Annotated in this window: 19 protein-coding genes and 1 tRNA gene; 15 read left to right on the top strand and 5 right to left on the bottom strand. The window is 34.3% G+C overall.

Annotated features, from left to right (window positions below):
• The 3 genes from recJ to KCG49_RS07490 all read left to right on the top strand — a co-directional run bounded on the left by recJ (window position 1) and on the right by KCG49_RS07490 (window position 4,167).
• Complete coding sequence (gene recJ / locus KCG49_RS07500; protein ID WP_218545571.1) at window positions 1-1,692, top strand: single-stranded-DNA-specific exonuclease RecJ; 1,692 nt, start codon at window positions 1-3, stop codon at window positions 1,690-1,692.
• A gap of 27 nt (window positions 1,693-1,719) precedes the next feature.
• The gene (locus KCG49_RS07495; RefSeq protein ID WP_218545570.1) at window positions 1,720-2,820 is read left to right on the top strand and encodes an OmpA family protein; all 1,101 of its coding nucleotides are present in this window, start codon (window positions 1,720-1,722) and stop codon (window positions 2,818-2,820) included.
• 72 nt (window positions 2,821-2,892) lie between these two features.
• A complete protein-coding gene (locus tag KCG49_RS07490; protein ID WP_218545569.1) occupies window positions 2,893-4,167 on the top strand; it encodes an MFS transporter in 1,275 nt (424 codons plus the stop codon).
• On the opposite strand, the gene KCG49_RS07485 is transcribed toward KCG49_RS07490, so the two are convergent.
• The 5 genes from KCG49_RS07485 to KCG49_RS07465 form a co-directional block, all read right to left on the bottom strand.
• Entirely contained in the window at window positions 4,164-4,940 is a 777-nt protein-coding gene (locus KCG49_RS07485) for a UDP-2,3-diacylglucosamine diphosphatase (protein WP_218545803.1), read from the bottom strand. The two genes, KCG49_RS07490 and KCG49_RS07485, sit on opposite strands and share 4 nt — an antisense overlap.
• A 10-nt stretch (window positions 4,941-4,950) precedes the next feature.
• Entirely contained in the window at window positions 4,951-5,403 is a 453-nt protein-coding gene (locus KCG49_RS07480) for a 6-pyruvoyl trahydropterin synthase family protein (protein WP_218545568.1), read from the bottom strand.
• Window positions 5,404-5,502: 99 nt separating this feature from the next.
• Window positions 5,503-5,679, bottom strand: a complete 177-nt coding sequence (locus KCG49_RS07475) for a hypothetical protein (protein ID WP_218545567.1) — start codon at window positions 5,677-5,679, stop codon at window positions 5,503-5,505.
• A 44-nt stretch (window positions 5,680-5,723) separates the two neighbouring features.
• A complete protein-coding gene (locus KCG49_RS07470) occupies window positions 5,724-7,058 on the bottom strand; it encodes an MATE family efflux transporter (protein WP_218545801.1) in 1,335 nt (444 codons plus the stop codon).
• Window positions 7,055-7,555 (bottom strand): GNAT family N-acetyltransferase, encoded by a 501-nt coding sequence (locus tag KCG49_RS07465; RefSeq protein WP_218545566.1) that lies wholly within the window; start codon window positions 7,553-7,555, stop codon window positions 7,055-7,057. Before KCG49_RS07465 ends, KCG49_RS07470 begins: the two co-directional genes overlap by 4 nt.
• Before the next feature lie 114 nt (window positions 7,556-7,669).
• On the opposite strand from KCG49_RS07465, the gene KCG49_RS07460 reads away from it, so the two are divergent.
• The 12 genes from KCG49_RS07460 (at window position 7,670) to KCG49_RS07405 (ending at window position 18,800) form a co-directional block, all read left to right on the top strand.
• Entirely contained in the window at window positions 7,670-8,467 is a 798-nt protein-coding gene (locus KCG49_RS07460; RefSeq protein WP_218545565.1) for a universal stress protein, read from the top strand.
• Between the two features lie 74 nt (window positions 8,468-8,541).
• Window positions 8,542-8,615 (top strand) — tRNA-Ala (locus KCG49_RS07455).
• A gap of 95 nt (window positions 8,616-8,710) precedes the next feature.
• Window positions 8,711-9,343: an aminoacyl-tRNA hydrolase gene (gene pth, locus KCG49_RS07450; protein ID WP_218545564.1), complete on the top strand. Its 633-nt coding sequence runs from the start codon at window positions 8,711-8,713 to the stop codon at window positions 9,341-9,343.
• A gap of 63 nt (window positions 9,344-9,406) precedes the next feature.
• A complete protein-coding gene (locus KCG49_RS07445) occupies window positions 9,407-10,306 on the top strand; it encodes a bifunctional riboflavin kinase/FAD synthetase (protein WP_369680352.1) in 900 nt (299 codons plus the stop codon).
• A complete protein-coding gene (locus KCG49_RS07440; protein ID WP_218545563.1) occupies window positions 10,303-11,646 on the top strand; it encodes an HTTM domain-containing protein in 1,344 nt (447 codons plus the stop codon). The genes KCG49_RS07445 and KCG49_RS07440 overlap by 4 nt, the downstream gene beginning before the upstream one ends.
• Before the next feature lie 107 nt (window positions 11,647-11,753).
• Complete coding sequence (gene serS / locus KCG49_RS07435) at window positions 11,754-13,025, top strand: serine--tRNA ligase (protein ID WP_218545562.1); 1,272 nt, start codon at window positions 11,754-11,756, stop codon at window positions 13,023-13,025.
• Between the two features lie 395 nt (window positions 13,026-13,420).
• Window positions 13,421-15,205, top strand: coding sequence for a tetratricopeptide repeat protein (locus tag KCG49_RS07430; RefSeq protein ID WP_218545561.1), 1,785 nt, complete (start codon window positions 13,421-13,423; stop codon window positions 15,203-15,205).
• A 32-nt stretch (window positions 15,206-15,237) separates the two neighbouring features.
• Entirely contained in the window at window positions 15,238-15,636 is a 399-nt protein-coding gene (locus KCG49_RS07425) for a hypothetical protein (RefSeq protein ID WP_218545560.1), read from the top strand.
• 162 nt (window positions 15,637-15,798) lie between these two features.
• Complete coding sequence (locus KCG49_RS07420; RefSeq protein ID WP_218545559.1) at window positions 15,799-16,119, top strand: DUF4286 family protein; 321 nt, start codon at window positions 15,799-15,801, stop codon at window positions 16,117-16,119.
• 54 nt (window positions 16,120-16,173) lie between these two features.
• Window positions 16,174-16,962, top strand: coding sequence for a 16S rRNA (adenine(1518)-N(6)/adenine(1519)-N(6))-dimethyltransferase RsmA (rsmA, locus tag KCG49_RS07415; RefSeq protein ID WP_218545558.1), 789 nt, complete (start codon window positions 16,174-16,176; stop codon window positions 16,960-16,962).
• A gap of 72 nt (window positions 16,963-17,034) precedes the next feature.
• Entirely contained in the window at window positions 17,035-18,408 is a 1,374-nt protein-coding gene (gene mgtE, locus KCG49_RS07410) for a magnesium transporter (protein WP_218545557.1), read from the top strand.
• A gap of 26 nt (window positions 18,409-18,434) precedes the next feature.
• The gene (locus tag KCG49_RS07405) at window positions 18,435-18,800 is read left to right on the top strand and encodes a cupin domain-containing protein (RefSeq protein ID WP_218545556.1); all 366 of its coding nucleotides are present in this window, start codon (window positions 18,435-18,437) and stop codon (window positions 18,798-18,800) included.
• Window positions 18,801-18,857: the final 57 nt, after the last annotated feature.

Genomic DNA, 18,857 nt, shown 5'->3' with positions numbered 1-18,857 from the left:
ATGCGTTGGAATCTAAAGCCAAAACCAGAGGCTTCAAAAATAGACACTTTAAAAAAAGCACTTCAAGTTGATGATATAGTTGCTACATTGTTATTACAACGTGGTATTGACACTTATGAAGCGGCAAAAACATTTTTTAGACCAAGCTTTGAAGATTTACACAATCCTTTCTTAATGAAGGATATGGATTTGGCAGTTTCAAGAATTGAAAAAGCTATTGCAGATGGCGAAAATATTTTGGTCTATGGAGACTATGATGTCGATGGTACGACTTCTGTAGCTTTAATGTCTTCATACTTAAAAACGAGAATAGATTCTGTAGCAACGTATATTCCAGATCGGTATGATGAAGGCTACGGCATTTCATATAAAGGTATTGATTTTGCTCACGATAATGATTTTTCATTAATTATTGCTTTGGATTGTGGAATAAAAGCCATTGACAAGATAAGTTATGCAAAAGAAAAAGGAATCGATTTTATTATTTGCGATCATCACAGACCGGGAAAACATTTGCCGGATGCAGTAGCAGTTTTAGATCCAAAACGATACGATTGTGAGTATCCCTTTAAAGAACTTTGTGGTTGTGGAGTTGGGTTTAAACTCATTACGGCATTAGCATCCAACCAAGGTCAAACCGTTGAAGATTTGACAGAATATCTCGATTTAGTAGCTACAGCAATAGGAGCAGACATCGTACCAATTACAGGCGAGAATAGAGCATTGGCATATTTTGGTTTACAAGTGATTAATACCAATCCTAGACCAGGAATGAAAGCTATAATTGCTGAGGTAAAAAAAGAAGAATTGACCATTACTGATGTTGTTTTTGTCGTCGCCCCTCGTATTAATGCAGCTGGTCGTATGAAACATGGAAATCATGCGGTAACCCTTTTAACAGAGACCGATTTTAATTTGGCTGCTGAGTATGCTGTAGACATTGATCAGTTTAATACAGACCGTCGCGAAACAGATAAACGAATTACTGAAGAAGCTTTAATTAAAATTGAAGAATACAATGAGCAAGACCATTTTACGACTGTGGTTTATAATGAAAATTGGCATAAGGGTGTAATTGGTATTGTTGCTTCTCGTTTAACGGAGACCTATTACAGGCCAACTTTAGTATTCACTAAAAGTGGAGATAAATTAGCGGCTTCAGCACGTTCCGTAAAAGGATTTGATGTGTATGATGCGCTTGAGGCTTGCTCAGAGCATATTGAGCAATTTGGAGGGCATAAGTACGCTGCAGGATTAACTCTATTGCCCGAAAATTATAACGCATTTAAAGCTAAGTTTGAATCAGTCGTCAAGGAAAAAATTGATCCTAAGTTATTAACACCAGAATTAAAAGTTGATTTAGAGATTGGTTTAAACCAAGTAGATTCTAAATTGTTTCGAATTATTCAACAATTTGCACCATTTGGACCAGGTAACATGTCACCAACCTTTATGACACAAAACGTAAAGGATACAGGTTGGGGAAAATGTGTAGGCGAAGACGATAAACATATACGATTTACTGCGACACAATCTTTTGCAGATAATTTGGTATGTATTGGCTTTGGTTTGGGGGATAAAATCGATATTATTAAAAACCGAAGACCATTTAGTATTGTATATTCTATTGATGAAAACCATTGGAATGGTAATGTGAGTTTACAGTTGAAGATTAAGGATATTAAAGAATAAAATTTATAAAGGTATCGCCGATAAAACATGAAACAGCTAATCTTTATAATAGTCCTCTTTTTATATGAAATAGTATTTGCGCAAAACCAAGTGATTAATCCAAGTTTTGAGGAATTTTATGATTGTCCAAGAGATATTAGTTTCTTTCATAAAAATGTGAAGCATTGGAGTATTCCAAATAACGGTACTACTGATTATTTCAATTCTTGTAGCGAAAAAATGGGATTCAAAAATTTTATTGGGTTTCAAAAAGCTAGGACAGGTAATGGGTATGCAGGAATCCATGTATTTTATAAAAAGAACTACAGAGAATATATTCAAGGTAAGCTAAAAAATGTGCTCGTTAGAGGGAAAAAGTATAGAGTAACATTTTATGTAAGTTTAGCTGATAGCTCAAAATATGCATTAAGGGAGCTCGGGTTTATGGCTACGGGAGAGAAATTCAACGTTTTTAAAAGTAAAGCTTATATAGATGCTAAAGCATTTTCTAGTCGTATGTCTAATGTGAAATACCATCCTATTATAAAAAAAGAGTTTTTACTCAACAGTAGTGAATGGGTAAAAATATCTTTTAAATATACTGCTGAAGGATATGAACGCTTTTTCTCAATTGGAAATTTTGATTCAAACGCATCAACAGAAAAAAGCAAAGTAATTCCTTTAAAGCCAGATGTGTTTTCATATTATTATATAGACGATGTATCAATTGAGCCTATTGAACAAGAAAATGAGATTGATGTAGTTGAGTCAGAAAAACAAGATGTAAAACCAGAAATTAGAGTAAATAAAACCCACACCTTCAACAACGTGTTATTCGATTTTGATAAGGCTGAATTATTAGAGGTTTCACTTGATGAGTTGAATGATTTACAGCAATATTTAAAAGAACACCCAGATTTAAATATAGAAATATATGGACACACTGATAACAAGGGATTGGATAAGCGAAACAAAGAATTATCAGAACAGCGTGCCAAAGCAGTTGCAGATTACTTAATTTCGCATGGTTTAAACCTAACGAGAATTAAATCTTTTGGATTTGGAAGTTCCAACCCTGTTTCAAGCAACGACACAAAAGGTGGGAGGCAATTAAACAGGCGTGTCGAGTTTAAACTGATCGAAAACTAAAATAAGACCTTAGCTTATTTTACATTTGTACAAAATCACTAATAAACCCATTAGATCTCCCAATCAAATAATTTGTCAAAAACCGACCCATACCAAGCCTTAAGATTTAAAGAGTTCAATATCTTTTTAGTATTACGTTTTGCATTGGTTTTAGCTTGGTCTATGCAATTTGTGGTTATAGAATGGCAGGTATATTCCATAACCAATGACGAATTGAGCTTAGCAGCAATTGGTTTATGCGAATTTTTACCAGCATTTTTCTTAGCACCATTTGCAGGGCATATCGTTGATAAAAAAGAAAAACGAAACTTATTTAGGCTTTGTATTGCTTTGTTTTCATTAATAAGTTTCGGGTTGTTTTGGTTAACTTCGGCATATATTGAAACGCATTGGGAAACCTCATCAATTTTATTTGGTATTTACGCATTGGTATTTTTTGGGGGTGTTTTAAGAGCATTTTTCGGCCCAACAATATTCTCTCTCATAGCACTTTTGGTGCCTAAAAAGGTGTATCCTAATGCAGCGACTTGGAGTAGTAGTACATGGAAAGGAGCAAGCGTTTTTGGTGCATTGTGTGGTGGGTTTTTAATTGCGTGGATAGGGGTGCATTCAACACTCGGTATTATTTTTATATTGGTAATGGTGGCTTTGGTTCTTGTGTTTCAGATTGATAAAAAGCCAATCTTAAATACCGCAACGAATGTGTCGGTTAAAGAGAGTCTAAAATCGGGAATACGATTTGTCTTTAACGATAAAATAATTTTGGGAGCACTGACTTTAGATATGATTGCCGTTTTGTTTGGTGGGGCAGTAGCTATCTTTGCAGTTTTTGCAAAAGATATTTTGGATGCAGGTCCAAAAGGTTTTGGGATATTAAATGCAGCTTTATCCTCTGGTAGTATTATTGCTATGTTGGCGACAACTTATATCCCAATTACTAAAAACACTGGTAAAAAACTATTGGTTTCAGTTTTTGGTTTTGGGGTTTTTATGATTGTTTTTGGGGCTTCAAAATTAATGTGGCTTAGTGTTTTAGCCTTGTTTTTTTCTGGTGTGTTCGATGGTATATCCATGGTCGTCCGACAAACCATACTTCAACTAAAGACACCAGACGAAATGCGTGGTCGCGTTGGTGCGGTAAACTCTATGTTTGTAGGCTCATCTAATGAGCTCGGCGCTGTAGAAAGTGGTATAGCAGCACGGATTTTTGGTGCGCCTTTAGCTGTAGTTATGGGAGGTACAGTAACACTTATCATTGTTGCTATAATTAGTATGCGGAACAAGTCCTTGCGAGAACTTGACTTGCAGCAAGATGTTGAGGACAGTTACGATGATGTAAAAACCTAATATTCTTTAAGCTTAAAGTTCTCACCATCAAAAACACCATATGTAAAGTACTGAATCCAATCTCCTAGATTGATGTATTTTGATGTTTCATTCAACTGAATCTCTAAAGGCAAATGCCTGTGGCCAAACACAAAGAAATCGCAATGCTTTTCTTCAAGTTTACGTTTGCTATAAACAGCCAACCATTCATTGTCTTCCCCTAAAAATTTAGCATCGTCATCACCAGAAATCAATTTATTTTTTACAGAAAAATATTGAGCAATCCGCATACCAATATCAGGATGGCCCCATTTAAATAACCATTTAAAGAAAGGACTTGTAAGTACTCGTTTCATACGTTTGTAACCTTTGTCCCCAGGACCTAAACCATCACCATGCCCAATAAAAAAAGTATGATGGCTGAGCATAGTTGAAGCCCCAAAACTAAACGTAAATTCTTGAGGTTTATGGTATACAGGAATCCCTAATTCTTCTTCAAAATAACCATTCATCCATAAATCGTGATTGCCTACAAAATAGTGAATTGGAATACCAGAATCTGCTATTTCAGCAAGCTTACCAAGAGTTCTTGTAAAACCTTTTGGAACGACAGTTTTATATTCAAACCAAAAATCGAATAAATCCCCGAGTAGAAAAATAGCAGCAGCATCATGCTTAACTTCATCTAGCCAAGCCACGAATTTCTTTTCTCTGGGACGAGAAGCCTCTATGTTTGGTGCGCCTAAATGATTGTCGGATGCAAAATAGATTTTTTTCCCTTTAGGAATTTCTATGTGATGACTATTATTCATTATCAGAAGCGTACCACTCTGCAAAGCTGGTTGCTGTTTCTTGAAGTTTTAAAGCATGAAGTTTAATATTGCCCGGTAAGCGTTGTTTTATCTTTTCGGCAAAGTCAATAACCATCATTTCACTTGTAGGTTGGTAATCTACTAAAAGCACATTATGACCTCTGTTCTGAAGCTCTTTAGCGAGTTCGACATGAGGTGTGTTTTTGTTAAAAACAGTCGCATGGTCAAACACATTAACAATCTCTTCTTTTACTATTTTCTTAAGATCGCCAAAATCGATGACCATTCCGAATTTTACATTAGTGTTATCTGAAATCGGAACCCCAATTACGGTAACATCTAGGCGGTAACTATGACCATGTACATTTTTGCACTTACCATCATAGCCATAAAGCGCATGGCCCGTTTCAAAAGAAAATTGTTTTGTAATACGAATATTGCTCATTAGCGTCTTTTATTTCGATTATAAAAATAGACCACAATAAGCACTATTCCTAAAATTAAGAATAAGCCGTTTCCACCTAAAAAATTAAGAATGTCCATTCTATTCGTCTTTTATTCTGTTTTTATTATATCTATAAATCGTATAAGCTATGGCAACTAAAACAATAAAAGGGAGTAAAGTGCCAATAAAAACACCAATACCATAACTGCTGTCCGGTGCTTCTTTTAGCTTTTCGTCAATATCGACTTCCTGTAATATTGCAATAAGTAAATTCATTGATAGAAGTTTGTGGTATAATTCAATTGATTTATAGCTCAAATTTAAGTGTTTTGCACTAGCGGTTTAAATGTTTTTCTAAATTTTATGATCAGTGGTAGTCCTCGGGCTATAATCCACAAGGTAAAAGCAATGAAAATTCCGTATAGTTTGTAACCAAGTTCATCTGCCCAAAAGATAACTGGAATAAAAACCAGAAGTGTTGAAAACAAGAGTACATTTCTAAGGTATTGCATTTTACCCAAGCCTTTAAAAACACCATCAAAAATGAAAGCTAAAGCACATAAAGGTTGCATGGCCAATATAATCCAAAACACATTGTAAAACTCATCTAAAACAGCTTGGTCATCTGTAAAAATGCTTCCGATAGGATAGTAGAACAATGCACCAATAATGCCAATGACGAGACCTACAACAATACCGTACTTAATAAGTTTACTACTTAAACCAAAGAGCGTTTTATAATCTTTTGCACCAAATAACTTTCCTGATAGAATATTACCAGCACTCGCATAGCCATCAATTAAAAAAGCACCTAAAAACCAAAGATTAATTGCAATAGTATAGGCTGCAATATATGTTGTTCCGTATTTAGTGGCATAGCTCGTACCAAAATACAAAGCCACATTTAACGCAATGGTTCTTATAAACAGATTGAGAATCATCAATGCAAAACGCGTAATTTCTGAATTAAAAGGAAATCTAACCAATAAAGGAATATCTGTTTTTTTAAGAATGTAATACGCTGAAAGTAAGGCCATAATAATTTGAGCCAATACACTGGCATATGCCGCACCCTTTATATGCATTGCAGGAATTATGTCTTCTATTCCGTAAACTAAAACCACATCGAGAATAATATTAGCAATTGCACCTGTTATAGCAATTAACATAGGGTAATACGTATTTTGAAGTCCTCTAAATGTGCCAAATACAGCAATGGTAAATAAGGTAAAAGGGAATCCGAAAACACGAATTTGGTAATAATCTACACTATAATTCAAAATTAAATCCGATGCGTTATAAAGCTTGAAAATTTGAGCAGCAAAAGGATAGGTGACCAAAATTATTAATACACTTAAGGATGTAATGAGAAACATGGCTTGGGCAGGAAGATTCTTCACCTCACTCAATTTATCCGCACCCAAATATTGCGATACGATAGACGAAATGGCACTTCGTGTTTGCCCTAAAACCCAAATGAGCATCGATAAAAATGTGGTAACAATACCAACGGCAGCTAGAGATTCTGTGGCATTATAATCCATATTACCTATAATAGCGGCATCAGTTAACGATAGAATAGGCTCAGATACACCAGAAATTAAAGCTGGTATGGCAAGTTTGTTGATTTGTTTTAATGTAATTGACGTACTCAAAGGACCAATTCGTAACAATGAAAAGGATATTCACTTTGCTTAGGAAAGAAAATATCGCCTAATCGTTTATAGCCGCGAAGTTCGTAAAACTTTTGGTTTCTTTTGTTCTGCGAAAAGGTATCTAATCGAATAGAACTATAGTTGTTATCTATAGCATATCGTTTTGCAAAGTCCATAAGCTGTTGTGCATAGCCTTTTCCTTGTAATTCGGGATGAATTGCCAAGCGATGTATATAAATGTTGTTTTCATTTTTTGTTAGCCACTTTATAGGAATATATTCTTTGTCCATAAACGTAGAAATAACAATGGTGCCTTTTATGGCATTATTAATTTCCAATATGTAGAGTTCTTCTCGTTTAACATCATTTCTAAAAGCCGATTTATTGGGGTAATGCTCATTCCATTGGTAAATGCCATTGGCAATCATAACCTTGGCACAGGCTTTAGTTAGGTGCATTATGGCATCTATATCTTCTAAATTACCTTTACGAATCATTTATTATGATTATTTTTGCAACAAATCAGTCCATAATGGGCGTTTGGCAGTTAATGTTTTTTGCTAGTTAAAATAATAATTGACATTGACGACAAATGTTACAAAATTCTGAAAATGAAAACGATATTAGTTCCTGTTGGGTCTTCAAAAAATGCAAAATCACACCTGCAATATGCGGTTGATTTTGCTAAAGCATTTGGTGCTAAATTATATGTGGTTCAAATATATAATGTTTACACCAAAGCAGGAACCATGATTAAGGTAGATCATATTATTCAGCGTGAATCCAAAACATTTTTAGAATCTCATGTAGAATCTATAGATACAAAAGGTGTTGAGGTTATTACTAAAACGTTTAAAGGAAAATTGATTGATACGATTGAAAAGGTTTGCGAGAATCTAAATGTTGATTTAATTATTTTAGAGCCACGGACCAACTCTATAAAGGAAGAGGTGTATTTAGGAAAAACCTCGGGCAAAATTGTAAAGCGTACTCAAATACCAGCATTAATTGTTCCAGAAGGGTACGTTTACAAACCGATAGTTAAAATATTGATAGCAGTTAAGTCAGCCATAATTAAGAAAGAGGGTGTTTTAAAACCTTTGCATGCAATTAAAAATCAATTTAAAGCTGTAGTTAATATCCTTTTGGTAAAAACGGCTCATCACAACGAAGACGATTTTATACTCAATGATGAATTAAAGAATATGATTACCAATACAACAATGGCAGAAAGACCAACGACGTTTCAGGCTGTATTGGAGCATTATAGAAATCACAACCCAGATTTATTATGTGTGGTAAGACGTAAACGTGGTTTTTTCTCAAAACTTTGGGAAGATGATGTAATTTTAAAGCAAGATTTTCATAGTTCTAAAATCCCTGTTTTGGTTTTGAGTGGGTTGAAATAATTTTTTTGGGGAATGAAGATCAATAAAAGACAGCTTAAATCCGCAGCTGGTAGGAGATGGAGAAAAAATAATTTGGGGCATTAGCTCAGCTGGCTAGAGCGCTACGCTGGCAGCGTAGAGGTCATCGGTTCGACTCCGATATGCTCCACAACTGTAGAAAAGCTAGAGTTTTGGCTCATAACTTTTCTTAACAAAAGTGTAAATCGTATTGGTCTACGCTTTTTGTTTTAAATGCACAAAGGGATGTGTAGACTATTAAAAAAATGGCTAGGTTTTGGCAATAAGACTGATCAAAACGAAGAAGATAATATGAAAAAATTCTTAATTGTCGGCTTAGGTAATATCGGAGAGAAATATGCCAATACCAGACATAACATTGGCTTTAAAATTTTAGATTATTTAGCCAATAAAGAAGCCATTTCTTTCGAAACCTTAAAACTTGGTGATGTTGTGTCGTTAAAGATAAAAGGGCGTACACTTGTACTTATGAAGCCCAATACCTTTATGAATCTTAGCGGCAAAGCTGTAAAGTATTGGCTAGAAAAGGAAAAAGTTCCTTTAGAAAACCTCTTGGTTGTAACAGATGATCTTAATTTGCCTTTTGGCACATTACGTTTAAAAACAAAAGGCAGTGATGGTGGGCATAATGGGCTAAAAGATATCCAAGATAAACTTCAAACTACAAAATACAACCGTTTTAGATTTGGTATTAGTGATAGCTTTAGTAAAGGAAGACAGGTAGATTATGTTCTAGGCGAATGGAATGATGATGAAAATTCTAAATTAGATGAACGTTTAAACGTTTCTGTAGAACTCATAAAGTCCTTTGCTCTTGCAGGTGTAAATAATACGATGAATCAATTTAATGGAAAATAATAAGGTGATAACTGGTAACCTATTTATTAAACCTATAAATTTGAATAAATATTAAAACTAACTGTGAAATCCCCAAAAACAACAACTATTGGTACTTTTGATGGTGTGCATGTTGGGCATCAAAAAATACTGAATCACGTTGTACGACTTGCAGAAAAACAGGGTTACGCACCTACAGTTTTAACATTATTTCCTCATCCACGGATGGTGCTTCAAAAAGACGATTCCATTAAATTGCTAAACACCATTGAAGAACGAGTTGCATTACTTAAGTCCATTGGTATAGAGACTATCATCGTTAAGGAATTTACAAAGAAATTTTCAAATCTTTCAGCAGAAGATTATGTAAAAACCATACTGGTCAATGAAATTAATACCAAACAAATTGTAATAGGATATGATCATCATTTTGGAAAAAACAGAACGGCAAATATTACCGACTTAAAAAAATTCGCAAAAGAATACGATTTCACAGTTGAAGAAATCTCGGCACAAGACATAGAAAATGTTACGGTAAGTTCTACTAAAATAAGAAATGCACTCAATGAGGGAAAAGTAGCTTTGGCTAATTCATTTTTAGGCTATAACTATTTTATTACTGGCAAAGTGATTAAAGGCAAAGGATTGGGAAGAACTCTAGATTTTCCAACCGCCAATATCTACATTAAGGAATCTTATAAATTAATTCCTGAAGATGGAGTATATATTGTAAAATCAAGATTTAAGGAAGAAGTCATTTACGGAATGATGAATATTGGCACCAATCCAACAGTAAATGGAAAAACAAAATCTATTGAAGTGCATTTCATTAATTTTAATGAAGATATCTATAGCTCAGAATTAAAAATTGAATTTTTAAAACGTTTGCGACATGAGCAAAAATTCAAAAATCTTGAAGCTTTAAAAACACAACTTCAAAACGATAGGACCAATGCTCTAGATTATATGAATAATTTAAAATGAATAGATTTTTATTTAAACATATAGACAACTCAGGACTCATTGTTTTTAGAATCATTTTTGGGCTACTGTGTGCTCTAGAATCTTTTGGCGCCATATTAACGGGTTGGATACGGCGCACTTTAATTGAACCAGAATTTACATTCTCATTTATTGGTTTTGAGTGGTTGCAACCCTTACCGGGTAATTGGATGTATGCTTATTATGCAGTAATGGGAACTTTTGGGTTGTTTATAATGGTGGGTTACAAGTACCGCTTTAGCATGTTTATGTTCGCAACCATGTGGACAGCCACATACTTAATGCAAAAGTCGTCCTATAACAACCATTATTATTTACTCTTTATCTTAAGTTATTTAATGGTGTTTTTACCGGCCCATAGATATGCGTCTTTAGATGTAAAACTTAACCCTTCATTAAAACGTATTTCCATGCCAAGTTGGTGTAAATGGATTTTTGTTATTCAGTTGTTTATACTTTACACTTATGCTTCAATCGCCAAACTATATCCAGACTGGTTAGATACATCTGTTGTGGAAATTTTAATGAAAAATAAAGCCAGTTACCCAATAATTGGGGATTTTTTACAACAAAAGGCTGCACACTATTTTATAGCTTACGGAGGTATTTTGTTCGATGGACTTATTATCCCATTATTACTTTTTAAACCGACACGGAAGTATGCTTTTTTTGCCTCTATATTTTTTCATTTGTTCAACTCCATTGTATTTCAAATCGGAATTTTCCCGTATCTGTCCCTAGCGTTCAGTCTATTCTTTTTTGAACCTAAAATGATTAGAAATCTATTTTTAAAGAAAAAGGAATTTTATAATTCAGCGGAAGTTGCCGTACCTAAATACAATAAACTTTTAGTCGGTCTGTTTTCAATTTACTTTTTGATTCATATTGCACTTCCTCTCAGGCATCATTTTTTTGAGGATAATGTGCTATGGACGGAAGAAGGCCATAGGTTATCTTGGCGAATGATGCTACGTGCCAAAAGAGGAACAGTAAGCTATCGTGTTATAGACGAGGCAACAAATCAACAAATACCAATTAAACTTGGGGATTACCTTACCAAAAAACAAAAACGTGGAGCAAGCACAAAGCCCGATGTAATTTGGCAATTTTCACAATATCTAAAACAAGATTTTGCTAAAAAAGGAAAATCCGTTAAAGTATTTGTTACGGCTTATGTAAGTGTTAACGGTAAACGTTCAAAGCAATTGATAGACCCAAAAGTTGACTTGGCCAATGAAGAGTGGCAGCACTTCAAACATCACGATTGGATATTGCCCTCAGATAGAGATGGCAAGGAGAATAATTCCAAAAATTTTCGCTAATCATAACTTATAAATAAATTTTTAGCAAATAGTAAAAGTTTAAATGAGTTCGTTACTTTTGTGGCTTGATTTTTCTACGCTTAAGGCGTAAACTCAAAAATTTAGATATGTTACAAGTTGCTTTTATTAGAGAAAATAAGGAAGATGTTATTGCACGCTTAGCGAAGCGAAACATTGATGCCACTGAGATGATTAATAATGCTATTGTGCTAGACGAAGAGCGAAGAGCGCTTCAAACTAAATTAGATAGTACAAAAGCCGAGTCTAACGGTTTGTCCAAAGAGATAGGGAACTTATTTAAATCTGGCGAAGCTCAAAAAGCGAATCTTTTAAAAGAAAAAACAACACAACTAAAGGAAACAACTAAGGCGTTAGAACAAGAGCTCAATGATAAAGCAGATGCTCTAAAAGAGTTATTGTATAAAATTCCTAATGTACCTAATGAGATTGTACCTTCAGGTAATACTGATGAAGATAATGAAGAAATTTACAGAGAAGGTGATATACCAACTTTGCACAAAGGAGCCACACCACATTGGGATCTCATTAAAAAATATGATATTGTAGATTTTGAATTAGGAAATAAAATCACAGGTGCTGGTTTCCCTGTTTATAAAGGAAAAGGAGCTAGATTGCAGCGTGCTCTAATTTCTTATTTTTTAGATAAAAATACAACTGCAGGTTATACTGAAGTTCAAGTTCCACATTTGGTTAATGAAGCTTCTGGTTATGGAACAGGGCAATTGCCAGATAAAGAAGGGCAAATGTACCACGTAACTGAGGATAATTTGTATTTGATTCCTACGGCAGAAGTTCCTGCAACCAATATTTTTAGAAACACCCTTTTAAATGAAAGTGACCTACCAATAGGTCTTACAGGTTATACACCATGTTTTAGGCGTGAGGCTGGTAATTGGGGTGCTCACGTTAGAGGCTTAAATCGTTTACACCAATTCGATAAGGTTGAAATTCTTAGAGTTGAACATCCAGATAAATCTTATGATGCCTTGAACGGAATGGTTGAACACGTGAAAAGTATTTTAAAGGAGTTAAAATTACCTTATAGAATATTAAAGTTATGTGGAGGCGATTTAGGTTTTACATCTGCATTAACTTACGATTTTGAAGTATTCTCTACAGCACAAGACCGTTGGCTAGAGATTTCTTCGGTGTCAAATTTTGAAACCTTTCAAGCCAATAGACTAAAATTGCGTTTTAAAAACAGTGACGGTAAAAACGAACTTTGCCATACGCTTAACGGAAGCTCATTGGCACTACCAAGAGTTTTAGCGGGGATTTTAGAAAATTACCAAACCGAAAACGGCATTAAAATACCAGAAGTTTTAGTACCTTATACTGGGTTTGATATGATTTCTTAATGTCCTTTGTTTTTTAGGAATTTTGATTTAATTGTTAAAAAAATACGTTTTTAATCGATTTTCCGCGTATTTCTTCGCTTTTTTTAATTATTTTCATCATGTTAGTAGTCCCAATCTAAGAACTAACCTAATTATGAAAAATCTAAAACGCATTGTATTACTCATTGCATTAGTTGTTATGGTAAGTAAAGTTTTGTTTTAACTATAATTAGAAATAGTCAAATAGTAAAACAACCACGACAAAGTAATTGAATCATATTTTATAACGAATAATGGTTAATAGCACATTTATTTTGCTGGTCAAAATGCCCAAACGTACAGTTTGGGCATTTTTTTATAAAAACATTTACAATATCTAGCGGCCTCATTTGTTATATTTACACTTTACCTGTCTTATGAAAAAGATTTTTTCAATCCTATTAATAGTACTTGGTCTATACTTTAGTTTAGCCCAAAATAGTGAGGTGCTTGCCGATAGTTATTACAAAAAAGGCGACTTTAAAAAAGCACTTGTTATATACGAGAATCTTAATAAAGAAAAGCCATACAGTTACAAATACATCTACAAATTGGTTGATACGCATCAACAATTAGAACAGTTTGATGAAGCAGAAAATATATTGGCACAACGCTTAGCGAAACGACGAAACCCAACACTATTGGTAGAGCTAGGCTACAACTTTCAGCTCAAAGATAGTCTGGACAGAGCAAATATATTGTATGAAGAAGCTATAGCTCATGTTGACGAAAACCCCAATTACATCTATAGTATTGCTAAAAAATTTGAAGATCATTCCCTGTTGGAACAAGCTATTAGTGTATACGATAAAGGAAAACTATTAACACCAGATAAAAATTACAGCATACAATTGGCACGCATTTACGGAGATCAAGGAAACATTGAAAAAATGTTCGAAAACTATATGGATTACATAGCCTATAGACCAAATTACCTTAATAATATAAAACGTGCGGTTAGTGATTTCATATCCGAAAACAAATCCAATGAAAGCAACACCTATTTAAGACGATTGCTTCTTAAGAGAATTCAGCAAGAGCCAAGTCCGTATTGGTACGAATTATTGAGCTGGCTATATGTACAGGAGAAAGCTTATAACAAATCATTTATACAAGAAAAAGCACTTTACAAACGCAATCCTGAAAGTTTAGACCGAATCATAGAGTTGGCAGTTACAGCCCTAGAAGACAATGATGATGATACCTCCAAAGATATTTTCAATTATATTTTAGAGACAACACAAGATGCCAGTACAGCATTAACGGCCCACCAATACATTTTAGAAATTGATACCCAAAATGCATCCGAAAAAGAACTGAAGCGTATCGATGAAAGCTATAATGCCCTGTTTGACGAATTCGGAAAGTCTGAATTAACATTACCGCTGCAATTAGCTTATGGAGAGTTTTTAGCGTTTCATAAAAAAGATACCGAAAGTGCGACGGCTTTCTTAAGAAAAAGCATGAAATTGAATATTTCCGAATTTCAAGAGGCTAAAGTCAAGTTGTTATTGGCAGACATTTTAGTCTTGCAAGAACGTTTTAATGAAGCTTTAATTTTCTATTCGCAAATTCAAATGAGTTTAAAGAATAGTACCATTTCACAAGAAGCACGATTTAAAGTCGCAAAAACGAGCTACTACAAAGGTGATTTTGATTGGGCAGAATCCCAACTCAAAATTTTAAAGTCCTCGACATCTCAACTCATTGCCAATGACGCCTTGGATTTAAAACTTCTAATTTCTGATAATAAATATGAAGACAGCCTTCAAACGGCATTAAAACATTATGCAAAAGCAGATTTGTTTGCATTTCAGAACAAAACCGACGGTGCAATTGCCCTTTTAGATAGAATATTGGAAGAACACAAAGGAGAAAGTATTATCGACCAAACCTTATTTCAGCAAGCAAAACTTTTCGAAAAGAAAAAACAATACGATAAGGCCGTAGCTAATTATTTGCAAATAATTACAGACTATCGCGAAGATATTTTAGCTGATGACGCACATTATTATTTAGCCGAACTTTACAATACACATTTGGCAAAACCAGAAGAAGCCAAACAGCTTTACGAAAAAATCATTTTCGATTTTGAAGATAGCATATACTTCATTGAAGCTCGAAAGAAGTTTAGGATGCTTAGAGGTGATAGTATTAATTAGTGTTAACAAACTGAAAACTAATTTAAATTTCCATGGAGTTATTAATCTCAATCTTAGGAGCGATAACAGCGATAACAGTATCTGCCATTGGTGCGCTATTAGCTAATAAGAATAGCTTAATTCTTCAAATAAGAAAACTTAAAGAAGAACATTATACCTCTTTTGTAGAATCGTTGCACAATCATACAGCAAATGATAATGAAGAATCTTTAACTCGATTTGTACTAGCTAGAGATAAAATGTTTTTAATAGCAAGTGAAAATGTGATTAAAAAGATGCTTGACTATGAAGATAATGGTGTTGGAAAATCTCTAGAAGCCCATAACTTCTATTTGACAGAATTGATAAAATCAATAAGAGCAGATTTGAAGCTGAAGGATAAAAATTTCCCTATAATCAGTTTTAAAAAAGCGAATAATAATGTTGAATAAGTTGTAATTAAGCTTACTCATAAAAAATAAGTTAACCTTAAAAACATTTATGTAAGAAATCTTAGACCAATAGTTTATATCAGGGCTTTTTTAATTACTGACTTAATCCTATTTAATACTTTTGCAACCAACTACTAACACCTCATTCCTAATCCCTAAAAAATGATTATATATAACGTCACAGTAAACGTCGATAAAACCATAAACACAGAATGGCTAAACTGGATAAAAGAGCACATACCGCAAGTATTGGCTACGGGTAAATTTAAAGAAGCCAAACTCACCAAAGTTTTGGTAGACGATGAAGAAACAGATACTTATTCTATTCAGTACAGAGCACATTCTAGAGAAGCTTTAAATGCCTATTATGCAGAAGATGCAGAGCGTTTAAGACAAGATGGTTTGCAACGCTTTGCCGACAAATCACTTGCTTTTAGAACTGAGTTAGAAGTTATCGACGAGTATTCGGTAAATTTCAGCTAAGTTTGTCATTCAGAGCATAAGCGAAGCATCTCAATTAAATTAATACTTCCATTAGTGGCAAACCAAAACCAAGTTAAAGCAAAAAAACATCTAGGACAACATTTCCTTAGAGACGAAACGATTGCTCAAAAAATAGCAGACACTTTGTCCCTCAATGGTTACAAAGATGTTTTAGAGATTGGCCCAGGCATGGGAGTATTGACCAAGTATTTACTAGAAAAGGATATTACAACTCATGTCATAGAAATTGATACGGAGTCTGTAGATTATCTAAAAAACAATTACCTTAACCTAGCTCCTAGAATTTACGAAAAGGACTTTTTAAAATACGATTTAACCCAAATTTTTAAAGATCAGCCTTTTGCCATAATAGGTAACTTTCCTTATAATATATCTTCCCAAATTGTATTTAAAACTTTAGAAATGCGTCACCAAATACCTGAGTTTTCTGGGATGTTTCAAAAAGAAGTCGCCTTACGCATTTGTTCTAAAGAAGGCTCTAAGGTTTATGGTATTCTTTCTGTACTGACCCAAGCATTTTATGATGCTAAGTATCTATTTACGGTGCCGCCTTCGGTTTTTAATCCACCACCAAAAGTAGACTCTGGCGTATTATTGCTTAAGAGAAAAGAGAACTATACCTTGCCGTGCGACGAAAAATTATTTTTCAAAGTGGTTAAAACAGGGTTTCAGCAACGTAGAAAAACATTACGTAACAGTTTAAAAACCTTTAATCTTTCCGATAATTTAAAAGCAAATACTATCTTTGGGCAGCGACCAGAGCAATTAAGCGTTTTGCAGTTTATTGAGCTGACGTCGTTGATAGAAAAAGACAAAAACTGAACATATTGTCATATCGAGTTATTTCAAAAACATTTATTTTGAAATTATATCGGAAAACATAAGGCGATTACTGTGGAAGAACTTCAAGATAACATACAATTTCAGCTCACAGATGAACTTATCGAAAAGGTAGAATTCCTTGTCGAAGAGCAAAGTGATAAGGAACTCAAAAATCTTCTTAATGAGTTTCACTACGCAGATATTGCCGAAATTCTGGATGAATTAGATTTAGATGACGCCGTTTATGTAATTAAGCTTTTAGACTCAGATACCACATCGGATATTCTCATAGAGCTCGATGAGGATAACCGTGAAAAAGTACTTCAAAATTTATCGGTTAAGGAAATTGCAGAAGAGATTGAAGAGTTAGATACCGATGATGCCGCAGATATTATTGCAGAACTTCCTCAGGAACGCCAAGAAGCAGTTATATCGCAAATTGAAGATGAAGAGCATAAAGCAGAAATTCAGGAGCTACTTACTTACGATGACAACACTGCCGGTAGTCTCATGGCAAAAGAACTGGTTAAAGTTTATGAGACATGGACCGTTGCAGGTTGTTTACGCAGAATTAGAGGGCAAGCCAAAGAAGTAACACGTGTGCATTCTATTTATGTCGTTGATAAACAAGAAAAACTAATTGGGCGTTTGTCGCTAAAGGACTTGATTGTTGCTAAAAGTGATCAGAAAATTGCAGAAATAGCTAAAGATAACGTGGATTATGTTCACGTAAATGACGATGATGAAGACGTTGCCAAAGTGATGGCAAAATACGATTTGGAAGCCATTCCTGTAGTCGACGATACGCATACGTTACTAGGAAGAATTACCATTGATGATATTGTTGATGTCCTTAAGGAAGAAGCCGATAAGGATTACCAATTAGCAGCAGGTATTACACAAGATGTAGAAGCCGATGATAGTATCATTGAATTGACCAGAGCACGATTACCGTGGTTGTTTTTAGGTTTGGTTGGAGGTGTAGGAGCTTTTATTATTATGTTTTATTTTGAAGATTATCTTCCTGAGCAGGCATTGATTTTGTTTTTATTCACACCATTAATTGCGGCTATGGCAGGTAATGTTGGTGTGCAATCTAGTGCAATTATTGTTCAAGGTTTAGCCAATGATGATGTAAAGGGCAGTGTTAACAAGCGCCTGATAAAAGAGATGCTACTAGCAGCTCTAAACGGGGTGATTTTATCCTTATTTCTCTTTTTATTTGTTTGGGCTTGGACTCAAAAATTCGATTTAGCATTGGCAATCTCTGTATCATTAATCGCAGTAATTATCGTCGCAGGACTCATAGGAACTTTTGTGCCATTGTTTTTAGAAAAAAGAGGCATTGACCCGGCCATTGCTACAGGACCATTTATTACCACAAGCAATGATATTTTTGGCATTGTTATATATTTATTGATTGCCAAACTGATTCTAGGAATTTAATACAAATCCTTTTGTAACTTTATTACATGAAACCAATAAGTATTAAAGACAAACATGCTTTGTTTTCAAAGCAATGGCATCCGCATCGTATCGCAACGGTAGATGATATGCAAGTGATACTTGCCAAAATAAAAGGTGAGTTTGTTTGGCATAGCCATGATGACGAGGACGAATTGTTTCAGGTCATTAAAGGTACACTTTATATGCAATTTAGAGACAGAACAGAAGTCGTAAAAGAAGGCGAACTAATTGTGGTTCCAAAAGGAGTAGAGCACAACCCATCAACCAAAGATGGTGAAGAGGTACATCTTTTACTCTTTGAGAAATTGAATACAGCCCATACGGGTAGAGTGAAAGATGAAATGACACAAACTGAATATCCTTGGATATAAAAAAAGTCCTTTTGTCCTGTGGAAATTCCCCCAGAAGGGGAAAATGGAGCAAAACAA

This window comes from Winogradskyella luteola, assembly GCF_019203985.1.
In the GTDB taxonomy this organism is placed as follows: domain Bacteria; phylum Bacteroidota; class Bacteroidia; order Flavobacteriales; family Flavobacteriaceae; genus Winogradskyella; species Winogradskyella luteola.
This window is presented reverse-complemented; position numbering and strand designations above follow the sequence as displayed.